General features: G+C 54.8%; 23 protein-coding genes and 1 rRNA gene. 15 read left to right on the top strand and 9 right to left on the bottom strand.

Annotated features, from left to right (window positions below; all coding sequences use genetic code 11):
* Positions 1–97: 97 nt before the first annotated feature.
* A 5S ribosomal RNA gene (gene rrf / locus BLU70_RS10380) occupies positions 98–214 on the top strand.
* Between the two features lie 186 nt (positions 215–400).
* Entirely contained in the window at positions 401–766 is a 366-nt protein-coding gene (locus tag BLU70_RS10375) for a carboxymuconolactone decarboxylase family protein (protein ID WP_083341253.1), read from the top strand.
* 57 nt (positions 767–823) lie between these two features.
* On the opposite strand, the gene BLU70_RS10370 is transcribed toward BLU70_RS10375, so the two are convergent.
* On the bottom strand, positions 824–1,291 hold the full coding sequence (locus BLU70_RS10370; RefSeq protein WP_074693411.1) for a DinB family protein: 468 nt from the start codon (positions 1,289–1,291) through the stop codon (positions 824–826).
* Positions 1,292–1,429: 138 nt separating this feature from the next.
* Here BLU70_RS10370 and BLU70_RS10365 point away from each other — a divergent pair, with 138 nt between their 5' ends.
* Positions 1,430–2,263, top strand: coding sequence for an undecaprenyl-diphosphate phosphatase (locus BLU70_RS10365; RefSeq protein WP_040289088.1), 834 nt, complete (start codon positions 1,430–1,432; stop codon positions 2,261–2,263).
* Between the two features lie 101 nt (positions 2,264–2,364).
* The gene (locus BLU70_RS10360) at positions 2,365–3,561 is read left to right on the top strand and encodes an MFS transporter (RefSeq protein WP_083341252.1); all 1,197 of its coding nucleotides are present in this window, start codon (positions 2,365–2,367) and stop codon (positions 3,559–3,561) included.
* Positions 3,562–3,664: 103 nt separating this feature from the next.
* Here the strand turns inward: BLU70_RS10360 and BLU70_RS10355 are convergent, their stop codons facing one another.
* Positions 3,665–5,359: an ABC transporter substrate-binding protein gene (locus BLU70_RS10355; RefSeq protein WP_083341251.1), complete on the bottom strand. Its 1,695-nt coding sequence runs from the start codon at positions 5,357–5,359 to the stop codon at positions 3,665–3,667.
* Positions 5,360–5,765: 406 nt separating this feature from the next.
* Between BLU70_RS10355 and BLU70_RS10350 the strand changes: the two genes are divergently transcribed.
* Positions 5,766–6,548, top strand: coding sequence for an SDR family NAD(P)-dependent oxidoreductase (locus BLU70_RS10350; protein WP_074693416.1), 783 nt, complete (start codon positions 5,766–5,768; stop codon positions 6,546–6,548).
* A 99-nt stretch (positions 6,549–6,647) separates the two neighbouring features.
* On the opposite strand, the gene BLU70_RS10345 is transcribed toward BLU70_RS10350, so the two are convergent.
* Positions 6,648–7,808, bottom strand: a complete 1,161-nt coding sequence (locus tag BLU70_RS10345; RefSeq protein ID WP_074693409.1) for an aminotransferase class I/II-fold pyridoxal phosphate-dependent enzyme — start codon at positions 7,806–7,808, stop codon at positions 6,648–6,650.
* 95 nt (positions 7,809–7,903) lie between these two features.
* On the opposite strand from BLU70_RS10345, the gene purN reads away from it, so the two are divergent.
* Together purN and BLU70_RS10335 are read left to right on the top strand one after the other, a co-directional pair.
* Entirely contained in the window at positions 7,904–8,503 is a 600-nt protein-coding gene (purN, locus tag BLU70_RS10340; protein ID WP_143027517.1) for a phosphoribosylglycinamide formyltransferase, read from the top strand.
* 64 nt (positions 8,504–8,567) lie between these two features.
* Entirely contained in the window at positions 8,568–9,551 is a 984-nt protein-coding gene (locus BLU70_RS10335; RefSeq protein ID WP_074693408.1) for an NAD(P)H-quinone oxidoreductase, read from the top strand.
* Here BLU70_RS10335 and BLU70_RS10330 read toward each other — a convergent pair.
* Positions 9,544–10,305 carry a ZIP family metal transporter gene (locus BLU70_RS10330; RefSeq protein WP_040289078.1) on the bottom strand — a complete coding sequence of 254 codons (762 nt, stop codon included), beginning with the start codon at positions 10,303–10,305 and terminating at the stop codon, positions 9,544–9,546. The genes BLU70_RS10335 and BLU70_RS10330 overlap by 8 nt on opposite strands.
* Before the next feature lie 546 nt (positions 10,306–10,851).
* Between BLU70_RS10330 and BLU70_RS10325 the strand changes: the two genes are divergently transcribed.
* Genes BLU70_RS10325 through ptsP form a run of 6 tightly spaced genes read left to right on the top strand, consistent with a single transcriptional unit; the run spans position 10,852 to position 17,956 of the window.
* On the top strand, positions 10,852–12,324 hold the full coding sequence (locus BLU70_RS10325) for a PTS mannitol transporter subunit IIBC (RefSeq protein ID WP_074693407.1): 1,473 nt from the start codon (positions 10,852–10,854) through the stop codon (positions 12,322–12,324).
* A gap of 12 nt (positions 12,325–12,336) precedes the next feature.
* The gene (locus tag BLU70_RS10320; RefSeq protein WP_006446442.1) at positions 12,337–14,373 is read left to right on the top strand and encodes a BglG family transcription antiterminator; all 2,037 of its coding nucleotides are present in this window, start codon (positions 12,337–12,339) and stop codon (positions 14,371–14,373) included.
* Positions 14,374–14,381: 8 nt separating this feature from the next.
* Entirely contained in the window at positions 14,382–14,813 is a 432-nt protein-coding gene (locus tag BLU70_RS10315) for a PTS mannitol transporter subunit IIA (RefSeq protein ID WP_006446443.1), read from the top strand.
* Positions 14,810–15,985 (top strand): mannitol-1-phosphate 5-dehydrogenase, encoded by a 1,176-nt coding sequence (locus BLU70_RS10310; RefSeq protein ID WP_074693406.1) that lies wholly within the window; start codon positions 14,810–14,812, stop codon positions 15,983–15,985. The genes BLU70_RS10315 and BLU70_RS10310 overlap by 4 nt, the downstream gene beginning before the upstream one ends.
* Positions 15,969–16,229: an HPr family phosphocarrier protein gene (locus BLU70_RS10305; protein ID WP_006446445.1), complete on the top strand. Its 261-nt coding sequence runs from the start codon at positions 15,969–15,971 to the stop codon at positions 16,227–16,229. Before BLU70_RS10310 ends, BLU70_RS10305 begins: the two co-directional genes overlap by 17 nt.
* A 14-nt stretch (positions 16,230–16,243) precedes the next feature.
* Positions 16,244–17,956 carry a phosphoenolpyruvate--protein phosphotransferase gene (ptsP, locus tag BLU70_RS10300; RefSeq protein ID WP_040289080.1) on the top strand — a complete coding sequence of 571 codons (1,713 nt, stop codon included), beginning with the start codon at positions 16,244–16,246 and terminating at the stop codon, positions 17,954–17,956.
* Positions 17,957–18,076: 120 nt separating this feature from the next.
* Here ptsP and BLU70_RS10295 read toward each other — a convergent pair whose 3' ends face one another.
* On the bottom strand, positions 18,077–19,741 hold the full coding sequence (locus BLU70_RS10295; RefSeq protein WP_074693405.1) for an ATP-binding cassette domain-containing protein: 1,665 nt from the start codon (positions 19,739–19,741) through the stop codon (positions 18,077–18,079).
* Entirely contained in the window at positions 19,722–20,579 is an 858-nt protein-coding gene (locus BLU70_RS10290; RefSeq protein ID WP_074693404.1) for an energy-coupling factor ABC transporter ATP-binding protein, read from the bottom strand. The genes BLU70_RS10295 and BLU70_RS10290 overlap by 20 nt, the downstream gene beginning before the upstream one ends.
* Positions 20,580–20,681: 102 nt before the next feature.
* Between BLU70_RS10290 and BLU70_RS10285 the strand changes: the two genes are divergently transcribed.
* On the top strand, positions 20,682–21,263 hold the full coding sequence (locus tag BLU70_RS10285) for a biotin transporter BioY (RefSeq protein ID WP_040289081.1): 582 nt from the start codon (positions 20,682–20,684) through the stop codon (positions 21,261–21,263).
* 30 nt (positions 21,264–21,293) lie between these two features.
* Here the strand turns inward: BLU70_RS10285 and BLU70_RS10280 are convergent, their stop codons facing one another.
* The 3 genes from BLU70_RS10280 to BLU70_RS14890 form a co-directional block, all read right to left on the bottom strand.
* The gene (locus BLU70_RS10280) at positions 21,294–22,196 is read right to left on the bottom strand and encodes a DMT family transporter (RefSeq protein ID WP_074693403.1); all 903 of its coding nucleotides are present in this window, start codon (positions 22,194–22,196) and stop codon (positions 21,294–21,296) included.
* Positions 22,197–22,402: 206 nt separating this feature from the next.
* Positions 22,403–22,537 (bottom strand): hypothetical protein, encoded by a 135-nt coding sequence (locus tag BLU70_RS14895; RefSeq protein WP_272942621.1) that lies wholly within the window; start codon positions 22,535–22,537, stop codon positions 22,403–22,405.
* A gap of 19 nt (positions 22,538–22,556) precedes the next feature.
* The gene (locus BLU70_RS14890) at positions 22,557–22,685 is read right to left on the bottom strand and encodes a hypothetical protein (protein ID WP_269744870.1); all 129 of its coding nucleotides are present in this window, start codon (positions 22,683–22,685) and stop codon (positions 22,557–22,559) included.
* A gap of 226 nt (positions 22,686–22,911) precedes the next feature.
* Between BLU70_RS14890 and BLU70_RS10275 the strand changes: the two genes are divergently transcribed.
* Positions 22,912–24,888 (top strand): TOMM precursor leader peptide-binding protein, encoded by a 1,977-nt coding sequence (locus BLU70_RS10275; protein ID WP_074693402.1) that lies wholly within the window; start codon positions 22,912–22,914, stop codon positions 24,886–24,888.
* Positions 24,889–24,911 lie beyond the last annotated feature (23 nt).

The following is a 24,911-nucleotide window of genomic DNA, read 5'->3' as shown; positions in this document are numbered from 1 at the left end:
CACGAAACACCATCTGAAGCGAAGTTGGGTCCGAGCGAACACATCTGCAGGCCGAAGGCCGAAGCCGTGTGAGCGAGGAGCAAACGAAGCATGATAGTCTGGTGACCATAGCGGAGGGGAAACACCCGTACCCATCCCGAACACGGACGTGAAGACCTCCAGCGCCGAGAATACTTGTCTCGAGAGGGACTGGGAAGGTAGGTCGTTGCCAGGCAAGAGAGAACAGAGTCAGGCGAAGTTGCCTGGCTCTGTTTTGCTATATGCACCATTCTCCGCCCACATCCCCGAAAATAAAAGGCTCCTCCCGGCCGAGTGCATCTGTACGCAAGGCTGAAGGCTGATACGTATATCCTCTCCAGAAACGCTCACGATAAGTTGGTACAGGATGAGGAGGGGTCGTGTGGAAGACGAGTTGGATTATGTTGAACTTGCTGTCGCGGAGTTCAAAGACGGTTTAGGCTGGTTTGCCGAGCGGCTTCCAGAGGTGGGCAGGCAGTTCATCTCATATGCAAATGCCTGCTTTCAAGATGGTGAGTTATCCGAGTTGACGAAACACCTGATTGCCCTCGGAATTGCCGTGCAAATTCAGGATGAGTATTGTATTCTATTTCACGGTCAAAACGCACTCAGATTGGGAGCTACTGAAAAGCAAATCCTCGAAACACTTGGTGTATGCGGAGCGTTCGGTGGTGGCGCTGCTTTGTCACAAGCGGTTACCTTGGTGCGAGACTTGCTCGATTCTCAGAGTCGGGTGGAAGCCCATTAACATGCGCTTAGGTGTAAGCCTGAACCCTTGCGGCGGGACGAATCCCGCCGTTATGGTTTAGCCGCGTTTGACGAAGAACGGAAGCGGCTCCGCACCACAGAGGCGTGCGTAAACAAAGAGCTGTCCCTTGTGGTGAATTTCATGGTCGAGATTGGTTTGCAACAGCGCAGTTGCCGGTAACTTCGCACCAAACAACTGCGTCATGTCCACGAGATTGGCGAACTGGTCGTCCGTCATCGAAGAGATTCGATCGTGTGTCTTTTGTGTCCACTCAGAAATGGACGATTCAAGTGCGCTCATGCTGGATAGGTCGGCCTTTTCAGGGCGTGTGCCAAGATGGCCCAAGGCTGCCGAATCGGCAAAGAAGTAGCCCGTGGAGACGATGTGCCAAACGAGATCAGCAAAACTCATCGCGCCCGCCCATGGTTGGAAACTTAGGTGTTCCTCACCAACCGATTTGACGAGGTCGGTCAGTACATCGCGGTGCGCGTGCCAGTGTCCTAAATAGGTTTCAGCTTTCGTCATTTATGAAGCTCCTTTCACATTGTAATTCGCTTTCAGTCTAACACGATCCGCTATTCTTACAAAAAACAAGTTGTCAACGATTTGGCTTCCTGTACAATTGTGAAGGGTGTCAACTTTCCTCGAAAGGCAGGACTTTGGATGCATCTTTTACAGGTCATTATCTACGGTATCGTACAAGGTATTACCGAGTTGTTCCCGATCTCAAGCGTCGGACATGCCGTCATTCTCCCGTACCTGTTCCATTGGACGCAATTCTCGGATTCAAAGGTATTTCTTCCGTTCGTCGTGATGTTGCATCTTGGCACAGGTCTCGCACTCCTGATTTATTTTCTCCCGGAGTGGATTCGCTTGATTGCTTCCTTGTTCATTCGCGATCGACGTGAAGAGCGAAAGACGTTCCTATTACTGGTTGTGGCAACCATTCCAGCCGCCATCTTGGGAAAGCTGTTTGAGCACAAGTTACAGGCACTGTTTCCGTCTGCGTTGTCAGCATCCATTTTTCTTATCGTCAATGGCGTTATCCTATTTTGGGCCGATGCGATGCGTAAACGTCGCCGACGTACGAGTGAGATCGCCGATATGTCGTACAGACGCAGTTTTTTGATTGGCGTCGTGCAGGCCTTCGCGCTCATTCCGGGATTCTCGCGCAGCGGTATTACCATGACGGCCGGTCTTGGCAGCGGTCTTTCCTATGATGAGGCAGCCCGATTCAGCTTCTTGCTTGCGACGCCGGTCATTTTGGGGGCTGGCGTCTTGGAAGTGCCGAAGATGTTGCACGATCACAATCATCAAATGTTGCACTATGGTCTACTCGGGGGGTTATTTGCTGGTATTCTCGCTTTGCTCAGTACAGCCTTTCTTATGCGTTATTTTCAGAGTAGCGAAGTGCGTGCACTACGGCCGTTTGGCTGGTATTGTATTGTTGTAGGAATTGTCGTTGCTGTCATGTCCATGGCAAATCTCCATTTTTAATTGACTACGATGAGGGCGGGTACAAGGTTGCCCACCTGCCTCGTGTAGGGTGGTTCGAGACACGAAATACACTGGTTCAGTGGCCGGAATGGGGTGGTTTTGTGGCAGTGGTGCAAGGGGTGCGCGAGCAAGGCAGAATGAACCGGGATGCGGTATGGAGCGTCTGCGGTACGCACGTTCTGAATGACGTATCTACGACAGGACTTGTCCCGGCACTGACACAGATGTATAAACCTATCTACCATCTCAATTATACGCAGATAAGTCTTATCGTACTCGTCTCCTATCTGGCATCCTCCATTTCCCAGCCTCTGTTTGGGGCGTGGGCGGATCGACATCCGCGTGCCTGGATGTTGCCGCTCGGTCTTTTTCTTTCAACGATAGGCATTACACTCACCGGTATTGCGCCGAGCTACACGATTTTGCTGATCTTCGTGGCCATAAGTGGTCTTGGATCGGGAGCGTTCCACCCTGAGGCATCGCGCGTGACACACCTTGCAGCGGGGCGTGTCAAGGGCCTTGCGCAAGCTATCTTTCAGGTTGGTGGCAACGGGGGGCAGGCCATTGGGCCTTTGATTGTATCCCTCTTTTTGTTGTCCACCGGCATTCATGGCGTCCTATGGATGTTTGTAGCGGTGGCCTTGGGACTCGTCCTGACCTTGCGCCTGTATCCTTGGTACCGGGATGGGCTACGGGACTATGGTAAAAAGATGCGCGAAGTGGATGGGGAGAATCAGATTGGGGCGGTCGTTTTGCTCGTGATCGTCATTGTCCTGCGATCCTGGTGCCAAATCGGCATTGCGCAGTTTATGCCGTTCTACTATGCACACAAGTATGGGATGGGCTATCATCTGTCGGATACGTTCACGTTCGTCTTTTTAGGTGCAGGTGCCATCGGCACGTTCATTGGTGGCGCATTGGCCGATCGCATGCCAAAACAGCGCATCTTGTTGTACTCCATGTTATGTTCAATTCCATTCGGGCTTGGCCTGCCGTTTTTCAGTGGACTTTGGGCGCTTGTCGTGTTGATTCCGTTTGGCTTTTTCATCCTCTCTTCGTTTGCTGTTACCGTCGTGTATATGCAACACCTGCTACCCCGGAACATTTCACTCGCTTCGGGACTAACCATTGGTTTCGGCGTCGGTGCAGGCGGTATTGGAGCGACGTTTTTCGGCATTTTGGCCGATCACGTCGGATTGTCTACGGTGTTCTACATTCTTATGTTTGTTCCGGTTGCAGGCGCGCTCTTGTCTCTGTTTTTACCGAACGACCACAAACCCAGGGCGACGGTCGCCTAGTGTAGATACGGTATCTTCGCGAGTAAAGTCAAATCAGGAGCAGTATCAGCCAGGGCTGCGTCTACCGCCGAAAGCAAACGGTGGAGATGCAGCCCTGGTGCCCTTAGGTGCGCGGTTTCAGTTGGGAGAGGACGATGGAAGCCGGCAAGGGGCTATCCGGCGAAGGATAAATCCAGAGATTTTGCTTCGTCGGAAAACCTGTAAATTGTGAGTCGTTATACTCGTACCACAAGGCGCCGTCCAGTAGACAGATGACGGAGAGCTGTTGTGCCACGATGTGCTCTACCTTGTACAAGTCCTTCTTTTGTTGGGCGAGATTTGTGGTCGCCGAATAGTTACTCAGCGCGGCATCGACTGCCGCATTGTGAAATCCTTCAAGATTAAAGTTGCCGTTTGTATCCAACATGTCGTAGTAGGTCGTGTATGGTGTCGGACCCGTATTTGTCCACGAGATGGCGAGCGCATATTTGGGGATTTGTCCTTTGCCTGGGTCAATCAAGTTATAATAGGCTGCGTAATCCTTCTGGTCCACCTGTACAGCAATACCGATTTGCTGTAATTGTTGCTTGATTAGCAGCGCATCCTCGTCCCAATCGCTCCAACCGGAAACGGTAAGCAAGTCGAAGGAAAGTTTCTGACCGTTCTTTTCAAAGATACCATCTGAGCCTCGATGAAATCCTGCCTTCTCCAAGGTTTGGACGGCCAGTTTATCATTGACGGTAAAAGCTTTTTCGGATGGCGTGAGATCAGGTGCTTCCCAAGCTTGGTCATTGGGCAGAACTAGGCTCGTTGGCGTGCCAGGCTTTTCGTAGCCCGTCTCACCCTTTGTCGACAGGACATTGCGATTAATAGCGTCGTTGATGGCTTCGCGGACGGGTAATTGGGCAAGCAGGGGATTGTGTAGATTTGGATACAACTCGACCGGCTCACTCGGCGGGAAGTAGTAGTGATTGTGCGCTGGATCTGCTTTTACAAAAGTCGTTTCGATATTGGGAATATCGATGCCGCCGTATTGAATCTGACCGCTAGCGAGTGCCAGATCCGCGCCTTGGTTGCCACCATACGCCGGATAGCTCAGTGTCTGAACCTTAGGTTTTCCGCCGTAGTACAATGGGTTTGCGGTGAATTTATAATCTTGCGGCGAGAAGTAGGACACCTTGAATGGGCCGGTGCCGATTGCATTTTGGGACGTGATTTTTGCTTTTGTCGGATCCCCAAGAGATTTCCATTGCGCCTCGGGAACGATATATGTGGATCCTAGCACGTACGTTTCGGCGAACGGAATATTGGCTGTTTTAAATTGAAAGACGACGGTGTGTGGGCCAGCAGCCTTCACGCTCGTCAACTGTTGCCATATGCCATTCGTGTCCGCGTCGGGATACCGTTTCAGTTCCATAAACGTAAAGACGACGTCTGTCGACGAGAATGTTTTCCCGTCTTGCCATTTCGCGTTTGGGCGGAGTTGAACAGTCAGCGTCTTGTTGTCGTCACTGAATTTAAAGCTTGTGCCAAGCAGGTTAAATTGCTTACCAGTGACAGAGTCGAAATAAAACAGCGGCTGATACACGTTGCCTATGGTTCCGCCCAGTGCTGATGAGTCAAACGGATTGAAATTGTCTTGCCAGGACGGCGTCGGGTTGCTACAGACTGTGAGGGTGGTGCCTGAGGAGATGCTCGCTTGACCCGGCAATGACGTCGTTGTTTTTGAAGCTCCGGCGCTTGCTACGCCAGCGTATGTTCCGCCTGCGACGACGACCGCAGCTGCCACGGCGATGCCGGCGACGTACTTTCTCTTCATCTGCATGTAGCCCCCTTTTCGACAATTGCGAGCATTTGCCATACCAAGCTGTGTGTCGGTTTCGTTTCGCTTGCGGCACACATGGTTTTGGCGTTTTGCTCTTATCGTGTCGAACTTCCTTCGTGAATGAGTTGGTTGTCAGACCTACAATCCTTATGGGAACAACCAGCTCACGGAACTGATCTTACGCTTAGTAGTAAGCGCTTTCAATATCCTTATGCAATTTTCTATATAGGATACGTAGACCCTATTGTTCGTTCGCTTCAAACCACTTTTGCGTCCGCACATACTCTCATCTTATACCTTTCCTTTATCTCTCTCACGCGCTTCCGTTACACTAAAAGTGTGGCGTCACGAGCGTGACTGCCGTTCAGGCGATGTGCGACAGGAAGGAAGGATGTTGGGCATGGATCTGGGTATTCGCGGAAAAGTGGCAATTGTGACCGGAGCAAGCAAGGGAATCGGACTGCGTACCGCTCGTCTGCTCGCCCTGGAAGGCGCGCAAGTAGCGATTTGCGCGCGTACAGAATCGGACCTGCAGACAGCCGCAGCGTCTATAGAACAGGAGTCGGGCGGCAAAGTGCTGGCCATACCGACCGACGTGCGCGATCCTTCTCTATGCAGGAACTTTGTCGAACAGGTACATAGCCATTTTGGACGGATCGACATTCTCATTAACAACGCAGGTACGGCAAACGCTCACGCCTTTCTGGAGGTCGACGAAGAAAATTGGCGCGGAGATTTGGACTTAAAGCTGTTTGCCGCCATTCATTGTTCGCGTGTCGCAGTGCCGTATATGGAACGGCAAGGGGGCGGCGCCATTGTCAATGTGGCAGCCGTCGGCGGCAAGACGCCTGGGGCCTCTTCATTGCCGTCTTCTGTAAGTCGAGCTGCTGGTCTTGCGTTGACGAAAGCTATGAGTAAAGATTTAGGGTCAATGGGTATTCGCGTCAATGCCGTTTGTATCGGCCAAATTCGTAGTGCTCAAATCGAAAACATGTGGCAGCAAGCGTACCCTGACCTCGCGTGGGAAGATTTTGCCCGCCTGCCGCAGCACGGGATTCCACTCGGCCGTATCGGCGACACGGATGAAGCTGCCCGGGTCATCGCGTTCCTGGCATCGGATGCAGCTTCATATATCACGGGTACAGCGCTGAACATCGACGGGGGCTTGGCGGCGGCGCTTTAACAAATTGTCCGGAGGGCCCATAAGGGCCCGTTCGGACGAGTGGACTTAACCCGCGATGGCCAAGGCATGGCCAGAGTCGGTGGCCTCTCACCTATCCGTTTAACGCCGCTTCAGCCATTCTCCGATGCGTCGGGCCGCCTCTTGCAAGACGTCGATGTCGCGGACAAACGCCATCCGCACGTAACCTTCGCCGCGCGGTCCGAAGGCAATGCCTGGCGTCACCGCGACGCCCGTCGCACGTAACAAATCCAGTGCAAATGGGTAAGAGTCTTCTCCATTCGGCGTCTTGGCCCATACGAACATGGTCGCAGCAGGCTTCCTGACCTCCCATCCGGTTTCGATAAGTGCACCGCAGAACGCGTCCCGTCGCTCCATATAGGCGATCCGCTGGCGATCATAGCCGTCCCAGGGCTCGCGCAAGGCCGCGATCGCCGCGCGTTGAATGGGTAGGAACACGCCAAAGTCCATATGCGACTTTAGTTTGCGCAGGCAGTCCAATGCGGTTGGGTTGCCGACCGCATAGGCTATGCGAGCGCCAGCGAGATTGTAGGTCTTCGACAACGAGTTAAACTCAATTGCCACGTCCTTTGCGCCGGGAATGGAAAGAATGCTGATGGCCTCATTGTCGTCAAATACGAGTTCTGAATAGGCGAAATCGTGGACGATGAAGATATCATGTTGGTGTGCTAAGCGAACCACGTGCTCGAACATCTGGCGCGTGGCGAGACCCGCCGTGGGATTGCTTGGATAATTGAGAATCATCATCTTCGCCCGTTGTAAATCCCGACCCGACAGATCGTCAAGACGCGGATGAAGCGTATTAGGATCGACCGGAATGGGCATCACCTCGCCGCCGGCTAGACGAACTCCCGCCTCGTAAATCGGGTAGCCGGGGTCCGGGATGAGGACGAGATCGCCCGGGTTGATGAACGTCAACGCGAGGTGGCTCAGTCCTTCTTGCGATCCCGCGAGTTGCAGTACTTCGTGCACAGGGTCGAGCGTGACGCCATAGCGCTCGTAGAATGCTGCCACAGCTTCTTGAAACGCGGGCAGCGCAGTGATGGCATATCCGTATTGGTTTGTTTCGGCTGCGTGCTTTGTCAGCTCCGCGATGGCGTGCGCAGGCGGTGGAAAGTCCGGACTGCCGACGCTGAGATCGATGACATCGTCGCTAGCTGCCAGCCGTTGACCTTTGGCTAAGGCGAGGTCTTGAAATACGCCTTCGGGCAAACTTTGCAGGCGTTTGGATGGGGTGATCATAGGCCTTACTCCTCGCTCGCGATATTGTGACCTCGGGGCTGATAAACTTCGCCCCCTCTTTTCAGCATACAAAGATCTTGAGGAGTGTCATAGACTTGACGTTGCGAATTGGATTTTTAGCATCCTATAACGGCTCTGGTATGCGTGCGGTGGTACAGGCCATAGAGGCTGGGCATCTCGACGCCACGCCCGCCGTGATTATCAGTAACAATCCTGGCAGCCAAGCTTTGGTGTTTGCGCGAGATCGGCAACTGCCACACGTCTGCATCAACGCGCACCGCGCGGGTGGTGAGGATGCCGCGGACGCGGACATTGCGCGAACGCTCATGGAGGCACAGGTAGATCTCGTCGTTCTGTCTGGCTACATGAAACGCATTGGGCCTAAAACACTCGCGGCTTTTGCCAATCGCATTCTCAATATTCACCCCAGCTTACTGCCCAACTTCGGAGGGCAAGGTATGTACGGCATGCGTGTGCACGAAGCCGTGATCGCGGCAGGTGTACAGGAATCTGGGGCTACCGTACACGTCGTCGACGACGAATACGATCACGGCCGCATCCTAGCGCAAGCCCGCGTGCCTGTGCTGCCAGGCGATTCTGCGCAATCCTTGCGCCAACGTGTGGCAGAGCAAGAAGGGCCTCTTTATGTGCAGGTTCTACAGCGGATCGCGCGAGGTGAGTTGCACCTGGTTTGATTTGGATAGTCCGTGCGAGTGTGATACCCTGTTTGGGTGAACAGTCAACCTGGGGGTGTGCGTGGTGCTGGCAGTCACCATGTCGTCATTTGGAGAGCCGGACGTTTTGCAAATCTCTGAAGTGGAAACGCCGCGGCCCGGTCCCGGAGAGGTTCTGGTGCGCGTGCGTGCGACGGCCTTGAACCGAGCCGATTTGTTGCAACGACGCGGTCTTTATCCGCCGCCGCCGGGCGCTTCAGAGATTCTAGGGCTCGAAATGGCCGGGGAAGTGGCAGAGCTCGGCGAGGGTGTGACGTCCGTCAGCGTTGGGGATCGCGTCTGCGCATTGTTGCCCGGTGGTGGTTACGCGCAGTACGCATGTGTCCCCGCAGGCATGCTGATGCGTTTGCCGACCAACTTGACATTTGCGCAAGGCGCGGCGATTCCCGAAACCTTTCTCACCGCTTACCTCAATCTGTTTGTGCTGGGGCGTTTATCGCCTCGGGAAACGGTGCTTGTGCATGCTGGGGCAAGTGGCGTGGGGACGTCCGCCATTCAACTGATCCGGTTGGCTGGCGCCAACTCCATCGTCACAGCGGGGACAGAGGCGAAAATTGAGCGCTGTCTGAGTCTTGGCGCGCAAGCGGGATGGAATTATCACGATGGCTCGTTTGTTGATTTTGTCCAGAAATATACAGACGGGCGCGGTGCGAATATCATCTTGGACTTTATCGGCGCGCCGTATTTCGCAGATAATATCGCTTCCCTCGCTATCGATGGGCGGCTTATCGTCATCGGTACGATGGGTGGCACGAAGGTCGAGGCGCTGGATCTCGGTCAATTGTTGGGGCGTCGCCTACAAATCATTGGTACGGCGCTACGTTCGCGCTCACTCGCCGATAAAATCGAACTGACGGCCGCATTTCAAGTGTTTGCCGGGGACGCCTTGGCGAATGGAGAGGTCGTCCCGGTGATCGACTCGGTTTTCGATTGGCGAGATGTGCAGGAAGCTCATCGGTATATGGAGTCGAATCGGAACACGGGTAAGATTGTGTTGAACGTCAACTGAGACCTATGGATTGGAGCAGAGTTAGGCTGAGGTAAAAGACGCCACAGCCACAGAGCAGGAGCAGCATGTTGCGCGGTTGCTCCTGTGCGCGCACGAACGGGACGAGATCGGACGTTGAGATAAACAAGAACGTGCCAGTGGCAAGCGCCATGATGATGTTGACGCTGGGGCCGCCAACGCTACCGAGCACCACCGCCGTGATGGCACCGACGATGGTGGAACACGTGAGAAGGAAGGCCCAAAGAAACGCCCGTCGGCGTGAATTCGATGAATTCAGGCTGATGGCGCTAATCGTAAGGCCTTCCGGCACTTTATGTAGCGTGATCGCGACAAACATGAGGATGCCCTCGGCGCGATTCGCAGCGAGTGCCCCTGCGATCACGACGCCGTCCATGAACGTATGAACCATCATGCTGACCAGTGCAATCGTGCCACCTTGCATGGCGGCCGTGTGTACGTGACCTGTAGCGTGGCTGTGTGTGTTTTCGTGGTTGCGACTGTGGCGTATGATCTCGAGTGTGAGCACGAGCAGATACCCAATCAGCATATAGGTAACGCCGAGTTTTGGCATCGTGTGCAACGTGTCGGGAAGTCTATCGAGCAGCGTTGCGCCGAGCAAAAATCCGGCGCCAATAGAAGTAAACGAAGCCAGCGTACGCCCCTCGAATTGCCGGACGACGGTGAGCGCCCCGCCCACTGTGTCCGCCATTGCGGCCAGTGCCGATAAAAACAATGCGAGCCAAACGCTCGTCAATCGAAATTCCTCCCCATACAGCTAAACCATCTTATCTCCTGCAGGGTTACAAATATGACAGGCACAACAGGATCACAGTATCGCCAAAAGGGGGCGCTGTCAATTTAGACCGTTGCCACCCGCCACCTGTCCTCCCACGCTGCTGTGTGGATCGAATACGATCTAGCATCAGCGGGAGGAGGTGCAATCGCGATGTACGGTGAATGCTTTGGAGCATACACCCGCTGGGCAGTTGTGTTCCTCATCATCTTTGTCCTGTTCATCCTGCTGGTTCCCTACGCTGGAACGGCCGCTGCGTATTGAGGGGAAGGCCACACTTTTGTGTGGCCTTTGGAACGTGGACAAGCCCATGGATATGGATAAATGAAGTCGGCGCGTTTCGACAAATTTCTGCATGGCCTGCTTCGAAACTTCCCCGAAACAAAGGCGATATTAACATTTGTCACAGAGCGGCGTGTCATCATTGAATTTCTTTTGATTGCCCGCGCGCTCAGAGGCTCGTATAGTTCTAACCGGAAAGCGATTTCAGCTAAAGGAGGGTCACACATGGCAAGTCAGGCAGTGGTTCAGAACGTCGCTCAAGCTGGCAAGGCCCGTGCGGGCATGCAGAAGTTTGGCGGCTTTCTCGCCGGCATGGTCATGCCAAACATTCCGGCGTTTATTGCATGGGGCTTGATCACGGCATTTTTTATTCCTACCGGATGGACGCCAAACGCGAAGCTTGATGAACTCGTATCTCCGTTTGTATCGTTCCTGATTCCAGTTTTAATTGGCTTTACGGGTGGTCGCCTCGTGCATGGCAACCGCGGCGCGGTCGTCGGTGCCATTGCGACGGCGGGCGTGGCGGTCGGCGCCACGCAACCGATGTTTATCGGTGCTATGATCATGGGGCCGCTTGGTGGCTATTTGATTAAGCAGTTTGACCGTATGCTCGGAGATCGGATCAAAGCTGGCTTTGAGATGTTGGTCAACACGTTCTCCGCTGGTATTATCGGTGGCGGTCTCGCCATTCTTGGCTTTTTGGTCGTACAGCCGGTTATGGATGCTGTCTCGACCGCGTTGGGGGCTGCCGCACTTTGGATTACGCATATTCACCTATTGCCGTTGATTGCGCTCTTTATTGAGCCCGGCAAGGTTCTCTTTCTGAACAACGCCATTAATCACGGCATTCTTGAGCCGATTGGTGTGCAACAGGCGAAAGAAACGGGTAAGTCGATCTTCTTCCTGCTCGAAACAGATCCAGGCCCGGGACTTGGCGTTCTGCTTGCGTACTGGATTTTCGGCAAAGGCACCATTAAGCAATCTGCACCTGGCGCCATTTTGATTCAGTTCTTTGGCGGCATTCACGAAGTGTACTTCCCGTACATCCTGATGAAGCCGGTACTCGTTCTGGCGGTCATTCTTGGTGGGATGGGTGCAGATGCGACATTCATGTTGTTGCACGCTGGTCTGGTTGCAACCCCATCGCCAGGCAGCATTTTGGCCGAAATTGCAATGACGCCAAAAGGCGGCTATTTCCCAGTGCTTGCAGGCATTTTCGTCGGTGCCGCGATTTCGCTTATCGTCGCGTCGTTTTTCCTCAGCCGCTCGCAGGACGAGTTCAGCGATGACGCTTTGGCGATGGCCCAAGACATCGTTCGCGACATGAAGTCGCAAAGCAAAGGACAGGCCGCAACTGCGACCCAGACGGTGGCAACCGCAGCTCCAGTTGGCGCGTCAACAACGCTCACAGGCATTCCGAGCCGGGTTATTTTTGCCTGCGAAGCCGGTATGGGTTCGAGTGCGATGGGTGCTTCCATCCTCAAGAAGCGACTCAAGGAAGCCGGTTACGACATTCCGGTCGATCACGTGCCAGTCAACCAGCTTCCTGTCGACGCGAACGTGGTCTTTACGCAAAGCAGTCTCGCGACGCGGGCCAGCCAAGTGGCGCCGAACGCGAAGATCTACATCGTGAACAACTTTTTAGACAAGAATACGTACGATGCGTTTGTAACCGAACTTGACCAACTCAAGAAGTGATGCGAGGTGCTAATGGCCAGCACACTGACGGACCGACAAAAACACATACTCTATCTGATCCTTGACAGCGAACAAGGCATGGATGTAGATGGACTGGCGCGCCGACTCGACGTGAGTCGGCGCACCGTGCATCGCGACCTCCAAGCCATCCAAAGTTGGATTGACACGTTTGGGCTGCACCTCGAAACTGCGGACGGCAAAATTGCATTGACCGGAGCAACTGGGGGAATGGAGCGCATGCGTGCGGCGGTTGGGGAACTACCGATTGCGCTTGCGATCACGCCCAAAAGCCGCGAAGTCTTTGTCGCCCTCGATTTACTCATGGAAGAAGGGCCGATGAAGCTCGCTTATCTGGGCAAGCAATTGCGGGTAACGCCAGCGAGCCTCAGCCATCAGCTAAACGATGTTGCTGCATGGTTGCGCGATCGCGGACTGCACATGATCCGCCGCCAAGGCTATGGCGTTGAGGTGACAGGGGACGAAGAGCGCCGTCGGGAAGCACTCGCCGAACTCGTGCACGCACAAATCTCACCCATTGATTTGATGAAGCTCATGCATGCGGATGCGTCAAAACGCATGCGACATCCGTTTTATCCTTGGCTTGAACGTTGGTTTACACCGGAACGGCTGGCCGATGTGGAGTCGGCGCTGCAGGAAGAACTACGAGTTGTTTCGCCGCCGCTCGATGAAGCGGCGTTTTACAGTTTCTTGTTGCACGTGTTGCTTGCATGCGCACGCATCGAGCAAGGAGGCGCTTTGTCGGAGCAGCCTGGCGAGAATGTAGATGAATCGCAAGACGAGGTCGTCTGTCGAGCCATTTTGCGCCGCGTATTGCCGCAACTGCCACCGGAATCGGCCGAGGTATACTACTTGGCGAAGCATTTGCGTGGTGCCAAGGTGCGGATCGCTGAAGATGTCCGGCTTCTGCCGATGAACTTGACGGCTATGGATCTGGCGTATCAGTTGACGCGTGAATTGGAAGCGAAATTGCAGATTTCACTGAGCGGAGATCGCGAACTTCTCGCCGGTGTTGCGCAACATCTCGAGCCTGCCATTCAGCGCATGACGTCGGGACTTGGTATTCGCAATCCGCTGTTGTCCGAGGTCAAGCGCCAATACCCTGGGTTTTTCGAGGCGGTAAGGGGAGCCTGTGGGGCGGTGCTTGGCCGCTACGGCGTCGTCGCGCCGGATGAGGAAATTGGTTATTTAACCATGCATTTGGCTGCGGCGTACGAACGTCAATTGGCCGAGCGCGTGTGGCACGTGCGCATTGTCTGTCCCAATGGCATCAGTTCGGCGCAGTTGCTTGCCAGTCGTTTGAAAAAGGAGTTCCCGAATGTCCTGGTTGTCGGTATCGAATCGCTACATTCACTGCAGGAGACGGGGTGTGACTTCGTCGTTGCGACGACAGCTATCGAGGGCGTGGATTTGCCCGTCGTGGTCGTCTCTCCGTTTCTGCCGCCAACCGATGTCAAGCAAATCGAGCAGTTGATTTCGCGTCTTGAACGCGCGACGGACGGTCCGCGCCGGACCGAGGCGAGTGAGTTGGACGCACGGCAGTTGCATCGCGCGCTTTCCGTGGCCGAGCGAATTTGCAGTCAAATCCTCTTGCGCGAGATAACAGGTGGCAAACTCGCGGACGTCATTGAACAAGCAGCCCAGGATGCCGTGCAAGTCGGCCATGCAGTCGATGCCGCTGGCGTCAAACAGGCCATTTTGCAACGCGAGCGCTTGGGGAGCATTGTCTTGCCCGGTAAGGGACTCGCCGTCTTGCACGCTCGCTCAAACGCACTGACAGATTGTCATATTGCTGTGTATCGGTTAAGGCAGGCGATTGCCGTCAAGGGGGTGGGTGTGCAGAAAGAGCAGGTTGATACTGTGCTTGTCCTGTTGGCAAAGATAGACGAAGAGTTAGAAGTGATAGAACTGCTGGGGAGATTGAGCGCAGCGTTGGTTACGGACGACGACCTCGTCGACGCGCTGCGAACTTTCGACATCGACGGCTTGCAAAGAGAAATGTTGACGTCGATGTACAACCATGAGGAGTGAACAGATACATGCAAGTCCTTCAAGTTTCGAATGTATTGCTCAATGTTCCGTCTGAAAGTAAAGAGGACGCCATCGCGCGGGTTGGCAACAAGTTGGTGGAGAACGGTTATGTTGCAGCGCCATATGTGGAAGGCATGCTTCTGCGCGAGCAGTCGATGACGACGTACATTGGCAACCAGGTGGCAATTCCACACAGCATGCCTGAATACGTTCAGTATATTCAACAGTCTGGTATCGTCGTAGCTCAATATCCCGATGGTGTCGATTTTGGCGGCGGGAATGTTGCCAAGCTGGTCATCGGTATTGCTGGCCGCGGCGAAGAACATATGGAAGTGTTGTCGCAAATTGCGACTGTTTGTATGGAAGAGGAAAACGTCGAAAAGTTGGTACGGGCGCAGACAGTCGAAGACGTGATGGCCGTGCTTGGTGGTACGTTATGAAAAAGGCATTGCATTTTGGTGCAGGCAATATAGGCCGAGGATTCATCGGCATGGTGTTGTGTGACAATGGATACCACGTGGTCTTCGCGGACGTCGTTCCGTCGCTGGTAGAACAGTTGGCGGCTGCGGGATCGTATCGCGTGATCACATTAGATACAGAGATTGAAACAAAGGAAGTTGCGGGTGTACGTGCCGTTTTGCTCGGCTCACAAGCGTGTCGGGAAGAACTGGTGGACGCTGATCTGGTCACCACCGCTGTCGGCCTGGGCAACTTGGTGCATGTAGCTGACGTGCTCGCCGACGGATTACAGCGTCGGATGCAGCGCAATCCTGAGCCGATGCTCAACGTGATCGCATGTGAAAACGCGATTCGAGCGACATCGACGTTGCGCGATCTCGTCTACGAGCGCGTCGATCATGAAGTTCGGACGTGGTTGGACGGACACGTCGGCTTCCCTGATGCGGCGGTTGATCGCATCGCGCCCAATCGCGATGGTTATGCAGTTGAGCCACTCGATGCTGTCGTCGAGCGCTATTTCGAGTGGGACATCGAGCAGCCGGCGGTGCGCGGCGAGTTGGCACTGTCAGGGGCAACGTTTGTTCGCGATTTGGGACCATACTTAGAGCGCAAGTTGTATTTGGTCAACGGCGCTCACGCCGCGGCGGCCTATGCAGGCTATCGCCGTGGACACCAGACCGTGCGAGAGGCGATGCAAGATCCAGCCATTGCGCAACTGGTTGCGGACGTTCAGGAGGAGGCGGCACAGGGACTGACGAGCGCCTACCCCGATTTGACGCTTTCAGGCTTGCGTCAGTATGCCAATACGGTGCGCACGCGTTTCCTGAATCCACATGTGGTCGATCACGTCGATCGCGTCGGGCGCGATCCGTTGCGTAAACTTGCGGCTTCGGACCGGTTATTTGGGCCACTGCGATTGACGATGGCGGCTGGGCGGAAGGCGCCAGCGCTCACGAGCGCGATCGCATTTGCGCTCAGCTACGACAACGAGCAAGATGAATCGGCGCAGAAGGTTCAGCAAATGATTCAGGAGCATGGGGTCAGTCAGGCCATCGCGCAAATTGCTGGCTGCACCGATGAAACTGTGGTAGCCTCAATAGTTAGGGAATATGAACGAATTCAAGGAGGCATCTGGAATGGAACGGCAAGTTGAACTGAAAAATCCGTCAGGGTTGCACGCGCGGCCCGCGTCGTTGTTTGTCGCGGAAGCGAACAAGTTCGCATCTGAGATCTTTGTCGAAGCGAAGGGCAAGCGCGTCAATGCAAAGAGCATTTTAGGGTTGCTCACGCTCGCTATCAGCCAGGGGACGACCATCAAGATCATCGCTGAAGGGTCCGACGCCGAACAGGCTGTCGAAGCGCTGGTCAACTTGGTTGCCAGCGGCTTTGGCGAATAAGGCGGGTGTCAGACGTGGGAACGCGTTTTACCGGTATTGCCGCGTCGGACGGCGTCGCCATTGCGCCTGCCTTTGTTCTCTCGACTTCGGCACAGGCAGTTGAGGAGCGGCGGGGCGTCCCTATCGGCCCAGAGATTGAACGCTTGGAAGTCGCTTTGCGGGCTGCCAAAGGTGAACTCGAGTCGTTGCGCGAAACGGCCGATGTGAAACTCGGCGCCGAGCATGCGCAGATTTTTACGGCGCACATTCAGATCCTTGAGGATCCTGAGTTTGCAGGTGCCATCCGCGGCATGATCGAAGGGGAAGAGGTTAACGCCGAATTTGCACTCAATCAAGTTGCCAAGCAGTTGATTGCGCTGTTTGAACAAATGGACAACGAATATATGCGCCAGCGCGCGGCCGACATCAAGGACGTCAGCCAGCGCTTACTGGCGAAGTTACAAGGCAGTTCGCAAAGTTCGTTGGCCGATATTCAAGAGCCGGTTGTGCTGGTTGCCAACGATTTGGCGCCATCGGACACGATTCAGCTCGATGCGTCGCTGGTGCGCGCGTTTGTCACGGACATTGGCGGGCGGACATCGCATTCTGCGATTATGGCGAGATCGCTTGGTATCCCCGCTGTAGTGGGGTTGGGCGAGATCACAGCCAATGTGCAGGCGGGGCAGCTCATCGCCGTCGATGGTGCGGCGGGGCTGGTCGTTGTCGACCCAGATCCGGAAGAGCAGGCTTCGTTCAGCAGCCGCGCGGCGGGGGAAGCGGAAGCGAAAGCCCGTCTGTTGGCACTGAAGGACGAGCCATCGCAGACTCTTGATGGCCGCCGCGTCGAGTTGGCTGGCAACATTGGGACCCCGGCGGACGTTGCGGCAGTGCTTGCCAATGGGGGCGAGGGCGTTGGCTTGTTCCGCTCCGAATTCCTGTATATGAATCGCCAGGACGCGCCTTCCGAGGAAGAGCAATTTGCGGCGTATCGCGAAGTTGCCGAACGGATGGGCGGCAAGCCTGTCATTGTACGCACGCTCGATGTCGGCGGGGACAAAGAGATACCGTACCTCGATCTGCCAAAGGAGGCAAATCCATTCCTTGGCTACCGCGCAATCCGCGTGTGCTTGGACCGCACAGAGCTGTTTAATACGCAATTGCGGGCCATCTTGCGGGCTTCGCATTATGGCAAGTTGCGCATCATGTTCCCGATGATCTCGACCGTTACAGAGATTCGGCAGGCAAAGGCGCGCGTTGAAGCAGTGAAAGCCGAGTTGCGAGCGGCGGGCACACCTTTCGACGAGAATATCGAGATTGGGATCATGATTGAGATTCCTGCGGCGGCTGTCGCGGCGGATTTGCTTGCCAAAGAAGTCGACTTTTTCTCGATTGGCACGAACGATCTCGTTCAGTATACGATGGCTTGCGATCGCATGAACGAACGTATTTCTCATCTGTATCAGCCTCTGCATCCAAGTGTTTTACGGCTGATCAAGATGGTTATCGACGGGGCACATCGGCATGGCAAGTGGGTTGGCATGTGCGGCGAGCTGGCCGGAGAATTGAGCGCCGTACCTGTGCTTTTGGGCCTTGGCCTCGATGAGTTCAGCATGAGCGCCGGTTCCATTCTTAAAGTCCGTGAACGGATCCGGGGCTTGCGTATGGATGAGGCGCAGACGTTGGCCGCTGAGGTCTTGCAGCTCGATAGTCAGGAAGACGTGTTGAAAAAAGTGCAAACCTGGGCGTGATTGCCGAAAAAACGATATTAAAAGGCTGGGCCTCGCCCAGCCTTTTAATATCGCACCTGCGCCATTATTCTAGGCAGTTGTCCAACCCTCTTTGCCTTCATTCCCGTTACACGATGCCCCCTATCGGCCAAGAACAATTGCGCTAGCCAAGGCAAGCCCTGTAATCAGCGTCAAGGCATCTCGTCTATCCATGCGGGAAGGCCGGTAACTGTCGGCAGGGAACCCGATATGAAATACACTTCGCGCCGCCATCGCGTCTGCGGTGGTTTCGCCAACGCGCAGTAAACGAATCAGAAACGGTGCTAGCACATTGGCAACTTGCAGCCCGGCGAACTCCAGACGACGAATATTCCGTTTGTCCCAAGTGAGCGTGCGAGCTTGATAGGCTCGGAGTTGCAAGCGGTACATCTGCTCGATGGCTGGAATGAAGCGACAGACTAAGGTTGCCGTCCAGCCGCACACGCGGCACCAATGAGCAGGTAAACCAAGGCGCCTTGGGATATCGTGAATGGCTGCGCCAAACGCCAAAGGCGTGAGATCGCTGACAAACAATTGTCCGAGTTGAAGAAAGCACCAATAGGGTACGACGTAGCGCAGTGTGCGCAAAAACGCAACGAAGTGAAACGCCCATTGCACATGAAATGGCGGCCCAAGTTCAATCCCGGCGATGGCGCTTGCGAGGAGCGCAAAGGTTACCCAAACTCTACTCAGCCGTAGCGTCATGCGCCAAGATGCTCGGAGCATAACCAGCATGATAGCTGTAGCTACAACCGCTATGGCGTCCCCGAGAAGCGTATGAACAAGTGCGATGGCCACTGTCATCGCAGTCAACGCCAGCCATCGACTCATCGGATGCCCGAGATCACTTTTTTCCGTTGTAACATTCGCAGGCAGGCAAACAGGTTCTTGCCGTTCAGATCCTATGCCCGAAGCCTCCAACCCGCGTGCCCTTATACTTGAGCATGCGGCTTCGGCATTTTTGCCAACTTGGCACACGGCTGTTGCCATCTCGTCGGCATCGTACAGCCCCATGTCCGCGATGAGGCCTGCCGCGTGTAGGTGGGCCGCCACGCGCAGCATCGGGGGCAGACCGATACCAGCTTCCAGCAGCAGCTCCGGGTGGCGAGCCAGATCGCGCCCCTGTCCGTCAAACTGGATACTTCCACTGGCGAGCACGATCACGCGCGTTGCAAAGGTAAGCATCTCGTCGAGATCGTGTGTCGCCGCAATGACAGACCCGCCGGCTTCGACGTGGTGCACCAGTGCGTCGAGCAATGCACGCCGCGCGTCTGCGTCAAGGCCTGCTGTCGGCTCATCGAGCAGTAAAAGCGGCGGATGGCTGGCCTTAGCCAAGGCATACGCAAACTTGCGTTGCATGCCTGTGCTCCAGCGCAAAGGCACATCCGTCGGCTGAACGTGCCCGAGTCCGAGCGGTTTTAGATGGTCATTGCGGATGTCGGCCCACGATTGTTCGACTTCGCCCCGCCGCCGCTGTATGCTAAATGCAAACTCCTCCACCGCGGTTGCGGCGAAGAGCCCTGTCTCTGGCGATTGATAAAGATAGCTTGCGCGAACCGTACCGCCTGATTGCGGCATTTCGCCATAGATCACTTGTCCACTGGTTGGCTCCGTCATCCCGGCCAGCACGTCGAGCAGGGTGGATTTACCCGCGCCATTGGCACCTGCGAGCACAATCCATTCTCCCGGTCCAACCGTCAACGAGATGTCGCGAAGTATCTGCTTGCCTTCGCGATCAACGCCAATCTTAGCGGCATGCAGATACATGTTGCAGTCCCTCCGTCCACTCCATCTCGGTAACCGGCGAGAGACGCAAGCCTAGGCGATGATTCGTCGATCGCGCGGCGCGCACGAGAAATGGTTCCTCAAAGCCATGTTGTTGACAAGGCGTCGCGCCGCCTCGTTCCGAATAGAAGAACGATCTCACTGGTAAGTCGTCAACCAATCTCCCGGCCTCCAGTACGAGCACCCGGTCGGCGGCTAACACGTCTTCCATGTCGTGGGTTATGAGCAGGATCGTCCTGCCTTGTTCAGCGAGATCGCGAAAGAGCTGACGCATCGCTTGTCGAGCAGCGGGATCGAGCTCGGCTTGCGTTTCGTCCATCACGAGAATGTAAGCCCCTGACGCTATGGCACTGGCGATGCAAAGCCGAGCCACTTGGCCGCCGGACAAGTGATGGACTGGGGTGGTCAGTGGCATGTTGAGGCCGAAGCGTCGGCATAGTGCGTGCATCTCCGCTTGCATGCGTCGAGCATCGCTTTCCACTTCCCCTGTTTCACAAGGACGTGCTGCCAGGGCAATGGCCAGTTCTTCTGCGATCGTGGTGCCGAGGAGCTGGGCACTAGGTGGCTGAAATCCCATTTGCACGAGTCTGCGCTGTGTCGGAAGCGGTTGCCCGAAGACTTTCACGGCTCCGGCTGCAATCGGGATGAGGCCCGTCATTACGCGCGCCAACGTCGTCTTGCCGGCGCCGTTGTGACCGACGACGGCGACCATTTGGCCTGCCCGAATCGCAAACGAGATGTCACAAAGGACGGCGTGCGTTGCACCAACGCGTCTGACAACGACGCGTTCCCATTCGATAGAGATCGCTACAGATTTCATCGTTCATGTTCCTCGTCAGCAGGAATATTGGATCTAGCGCCAATTGTTAACCTGTGATATATACTAGGTTAACAATCAGATTTTTGCAAAGGGGAGCGATGCATGAAGTTTCGTGGATTGATTTTCTGTGCCCTGTTTGTTGCATTGTTTGCCGTTCTAAGTCTAGTTCAGTTGCCGATTGGTTCTGTTCCTATCACCTTGGAGACACTTGTGATCATGGTGTGTGGTGCCTTACTTGGCCCGTGGTATGGCGGACTCACGTTTGTTTTGCTGATTGTGCTCGATCTCGCCGGGCTTCCGTTGATCGGCGGCCACGCCGGGCCAAGCCTGTTGCTCGGACCAACAGCCGGATACATATGGGGATGGCCGTTTTGCGCGTTTTTCGCGGGCTTCGTGGTGCAGCGGATTCCAGCGGGATCGCGCGGGGAGTGGTGGAAACTTGTCCTCGTGTTATTCTTTCTAGGCGACTGCATCTGTTATATTCCGGGTGTCCTTTGGCTACGACATGCGGTGCCGTCGCTTAAGCCATGGGGGTCTGCGCTCGCAGGCGGTATGTGGCCCTTTTTGCCAGGGGACTTTGTGAAGGCCGTGATAGGTGCCATCATCGTGCAACGCGTGCGTCGTGTCTATCCGACAGAGCGCATTGTCGGCGGCGAGCGTTTTGTCGAGGCAACCGAATCGTGATTGGGGCTGGCGATATGCCCGCCCCTTTGTTCATTGCATCGATGCTTTTTCTTTCACTGCTGGTGCGGGACGGTTCACCAAGTAGATGCTCACGAGCACGAGCACGAGGCCTCCGACGAGCGATAGTGTGAGCGGCTCGCGCATCAGCAACGCACTTGCAAAGGCGGAAATGAGTGGAATGAGAAACGTGTACGAGGCAACCTTCGTGGCTTCGCCGGAGCCAATAAGCGTAAAGTAGACAAGCCAGCCGAGAGCGATGACGATCACGGAAATGATGGCGAACAGCGCGATGAATTCACCGGTCCAGCGAATGGACTGCAGTGGTTCGATGGCGCTGCCTATGCCGCTCATCAGCATGCCGCCGATAACCAGTTGGATGGCGACGAGCCATACCGGATCGACTAGGCTGGACGTCTTTTTGACGTAGACTGTGCCAATGGCCCAGGAGACGGAAGTCGCCACGGCCAATACGATGCCGATGTTGGAACTGTGCACGCCGCTAAGACTACCGAGGCTGATGACGCCGACACCTACGAAACCGAGCACGAGGCCGGCTACTTTCCATGCGTGCATCGGATCGCCAAGCCATAACCAGGACAGGATGCCAACGAGCATGGGTTGTAAGAAGACGATGGCGGAAAAAAGGCCTGATGGCAGATAAGCTAACCCAATCGTCTGAAGTGCGTAATACAGGATGATATTAAACAAGCTGGAAATGAGATAGATATACCAGGTTTTCCGAAGGTTTAACTGCCCAGGGCGGGTGATCCTGGCCACGATAAGAAGGATGATGCCTCCGGCAAGCGTACGCATGCCCGAGAACAAAATGGGTGGCGTGAACGCCAGGGCCATTTTCGATAACGGCCAATTAAAGCCCCAAGCGGTCACAAGAAACGTGACCATCCATGCTGTGCGAGCGCCGTTGGTTCGCATGGGTTACCACTCCTCCCGCGTGACATACCCATCTATGATAGCGCTGGCCGCACAGGAAGCCAAATGGCACATATCGGTCCAAGTGAAATGGTAATCGTTCGGGTAAGTGTATATAGATGCCGACTTGGATTTTCGATACCATGTGGTTTTCGTCGAATCCAAAAAGGCGACGGAGAACCATCCCGCCGCCTTTGCAACCATCCATCTTAATATGCTACGGCTCCGCCAGCACAGGAACCGCCGCCGCCCCAATAGGGAACCAGCAGAATGAACAGGACAAAGATAATCAGGAACACAACAGCCCAGCGGGTATATCCCCCAAAGGCGCCTCCATCGTACACGCAGATTTCCCCCTTTTCATCAATAGCCGACTGCACCGCCAGCGCAGGATCCGCCGCCAACATAACCTGGTACGAGCAGGAAGAACAACACGAAGATAATCAGAAATACAACAGCCCACCGTGTGTATCCGCCAAAGGTTCCGTACATCGCAATCCCTCCCTTGAAGCCGACATGGTGCAGGTTATGTCATGAAACAAATGACAGAGCAGGGCGGATGGAGGGGGTAAGGCGCACATTTCCACGAGCAAAAAGATACGCGCAGCATTGACACTTTCTATTGGGTAATGGCATAGAGTGCATCCTGACTCGCACATCAATCGTTATTTTCAGAGAAACATTGTTGCCGATGATGGGTTCGGATGAGGGAGATATGATGTGTATTGTGTTATTTCATAACGGCCCTATATTAGGTCCGCAGTTGCTTGCGACTTGGCAGCAGCTAGCCAGTCAATCGACTGAGATTGGCATTCTGAATGACTGCTCACTCGACGAATTGGAACAGGTTGACGTACAACTCGTGATCCTTGCGTCCGATATGCTTTCGGAATTTGAACAGTCGGTGTTGGACAAGTGCAGGTCGTTGCAGATTCCCGTCCTGCCTGTGCTTGGGCGAGGAACGACTGCCTTCTTGGGTCCATTCGAAACACCGGGGGTACCAGGCTGTGCGACGTGCTTACAGTTGCGGTGGGAAAACAGCTTTGAGCGTAGTGTTCTACAACATTTCTTTGGCCAACAAAGTGGCACGCTGATCGAGGAATTGGCAGAGCCTTTCGAGATGTCGGCAATGGCAATGGAAAAGCTGTTCAATTTGGTTGTGCAAGAAATACAGTCTATCCTGCAACCTGAGGGAATGCCTCATGCACGGGGACACGTTTGTGTATATAGCGACGAACATGCCGAGTGGGTTCCCGTCCTTCCGAATCACGATTGCCCACGTTGCGGGCTCATACCGGATGATCATCCCGCGCTTGCACAGCTTGAGTTTGCGTCATGTGCGCTCGCCGACGAAGAGGCGTTACGGGTGAAGAACATCGATTTCGAACAGCTAAAGCGCATGTTCTTTCACTCCGACGTGGGCTACATCTCGGTTATTCATAAGCATAGCGACGATACAGCGTTTGCTCAGGCCGCGGCGTTCATATATACGCCTGCCGGTGCGGAGATTGCCGGCTATGGTTCTGGTCCGACATCCACTGCCGCAAGGCAATCTGCCATGCTGGAAGTGCTGGAGCGCAGTTGCGGATTTCAGGCGGTAAATCGAAAGCCTATCGTCTTTGGCAGGTATGCGGAGTTCGCGGAAAATGCCATACATCCTTCGCGTTTCGGTTTACATTGCTACGAGTTGCTACCATCTACGTATTCGTTGTTAGAACCCTTTGATGAAGAAAAGAGGTATTCGTGGGTCTGGGCCTATTCGACGAGACAGAACATACCAGTCCTCATCCCTGAGCAAATGGCCTATTATGGGCCAACCGCCGATGAAAGGCGATTTGTCACTGAGTCGTCGAATGGATGTGCAATTGGAGGAAGTGTAGAAGAGGCCGTACTCCACGGAATTTTTGAAGTCCTTGAGCGCGACGGATTCTTGAACATGTGGTACGCGAAACAGCCAGTTCCCGAATTGACCATAGGCGCCCATTGTCCCGCGCAAACGGCACATATGCTCCACACGCTGGATGACATGGGCTACGAAGTACGGCTGTTTCAATTATCACCCGATCTCGATATACCAGTCGTGTGTGCCGTGGGTATCCATCGCTTGCACCAATACCCGAAAGTGGTCAGCGGATCGGCGTGCCACATCAACCCTTATCAAGCCGTTCATGGCGCACTGCGTGAACTGACAGTACAAGTGTTCAATCTGCGCCGTTCACCAGAGGCAAGGCGCAATCAAGCCCGGGCGATGTTCAAGGATCCGCGTACTATAAGGGACATTCTCGACCACAATGCCGTGGCAGCGTTGCCTGAGGCGTACCCGCGTTGGGCGTTTCTGTTGGAGTGTACTAGGCAAAGACCTGTGCAATCCGTCGAGGAAACGTATATGACTGCAGCCGCTCGATATCAACTGGCTTCCAGAGACATTCGGCTTATCCTCGACGCCGTTGTTCGAGATTTACATCACCGGGGGTTCGACGTCGTCGTAGTTCAACAAACGAGCGCGGAATTATCATATGCCGGACTCTCTGCGGTCAAGGTTCTGGTTCCGGGCATGACGCCGATCACATGGGGATATGGACTGCAACGAGTGCGAGGGTTGTCAAGGCTGTTTGAACTGCCTTATCGTCTGGGTTATGCTGCGCGCATATTGACAGAAGACGATTTGAATCCGGACAGTCATCCGTTTTCGTAATGCGGTTGTTGGTCGCCTCGTCC

Source organism: Alicyclobacillus hesperidum (assembly GCF_900107035.1).
GTDB classification, from domain to species: domain Bacteria; phylum Bacillota; class Bacilli; order Alicyclobacillales; family Alicyclobacillaceae; genus Alicyclobacillus; species Alicyclobacillus hesperidum.
This window is presented reverse-complemented; position numbering and strand designations above follow the sequence as displayed.

Coding starts and splice junctions, on each gene's coding strand:
- BLU70_RS10370 (WP_074693411.1), bottom strand. CDS start 1,291: ATGACGAAAGCTGAAACCTATTTAGGACACTGGCACGCGCACCGCGAT.
- BLU70_RS10365 (WP_040289088.1), top strand. CDS start 1,430: ATGCATCTTTTACAGGTCATTATCTACGGTATCGTACAAGGTATTACC.
- BLU70_RS10355 (WP_083341251.1), bottom strand. CDS start 5,359: ATGAAGAGAAAGTACGTCGCCGGCATCGCCGTGGCAGCTGCGGTCGTC.
- BLU70_RS10350 (WP_074693416.1), top strand. CDS start 5,766: ATGGATCTGGGTATTCGCGGAAAAGTGGCAATTGTGACCGGAGCAAGC.
- BLU70_RS10345 (WP_074693409.1), bottom strand. CDS start 7,808: ATGATCACCCCATCCAAACGCCTGCAAAGTTTGCCCGAAGGCGTATTT.
- BLU70_RS10325 (WP_074693407.1), top strand. CDS start 10,852: ATGGCAAGTCAGGCAGTGGTTCAGAACGTCGCTCAAGCTGGCAAGGCC.
- BLU70_RS10320 (WP_006446442.1), top strand. CDS start 12,337: ATGGCCAGCACACTGACGGACCGACAAAAACACATACTCTATCTGATC.
- BLU70_RS10315 (WP_006446443.1), top strand. CDS start 14,382: ATGCAAGTCCTTCAAGTTTCGAATGTATTGCTCAATGTTCCGTCTGAA.
- BLU70_RS10310 (WP_074693406.1), top strand. CDS start 14,810: ATGAAAAAGGCATTGCATTTTGGTGCAGGCAATATAGGCCGAGGATTC.
- BLU70_RS10305 (WP_006446445.1), top strand. CDS start 15,969: ATGGAACGGCAAGTTGAACTGAAAAATCCGTCAGGGTTGCACGCGCGG.
- BLU70_RS10295 (WP_074693405.1), bottom strand. CDS start 19,741: ATGTATCTGCATGCCGCTAAGATTGGCGTTGATCGCGAAGGCAAGCAG.
- BLU70_RS10290 (WP_074693404.1), bottom strand. CDS start 20,579: ATGAAATCTGTAGCGATCTCTATCGAATGGGAACGCGTCGTTGTCAGA.
- BLU70_RS10285 (WP_040289081.1), top strand. CDS start 20,682: ATGAAGTTTCGTGGATTGATTTTCTGTGCCCTGTTTGTTGCATTGTTT.
- BLU70_RS10280 (WP_074693403.1), bottom strand. CDS start 22,196: ATGCGAACCAACGGCGCTCGCACAGCATGGATGGTCACGTTTCTTGTG.
- BLU70_RS14890 (WP_269744870.1), bottom strand. CDS start 22,685: ATGTACGGAACCTTTGGCGGATACACACGGTGGGCTGTTGTATTTCTG.
- BLU70_RS10275 (WP_074693402.1), top strand. CDS start 22,912: ATGTGTATTGTGTTATTTCATAACGGCCCTATATTAGGTCCGCAGTTG.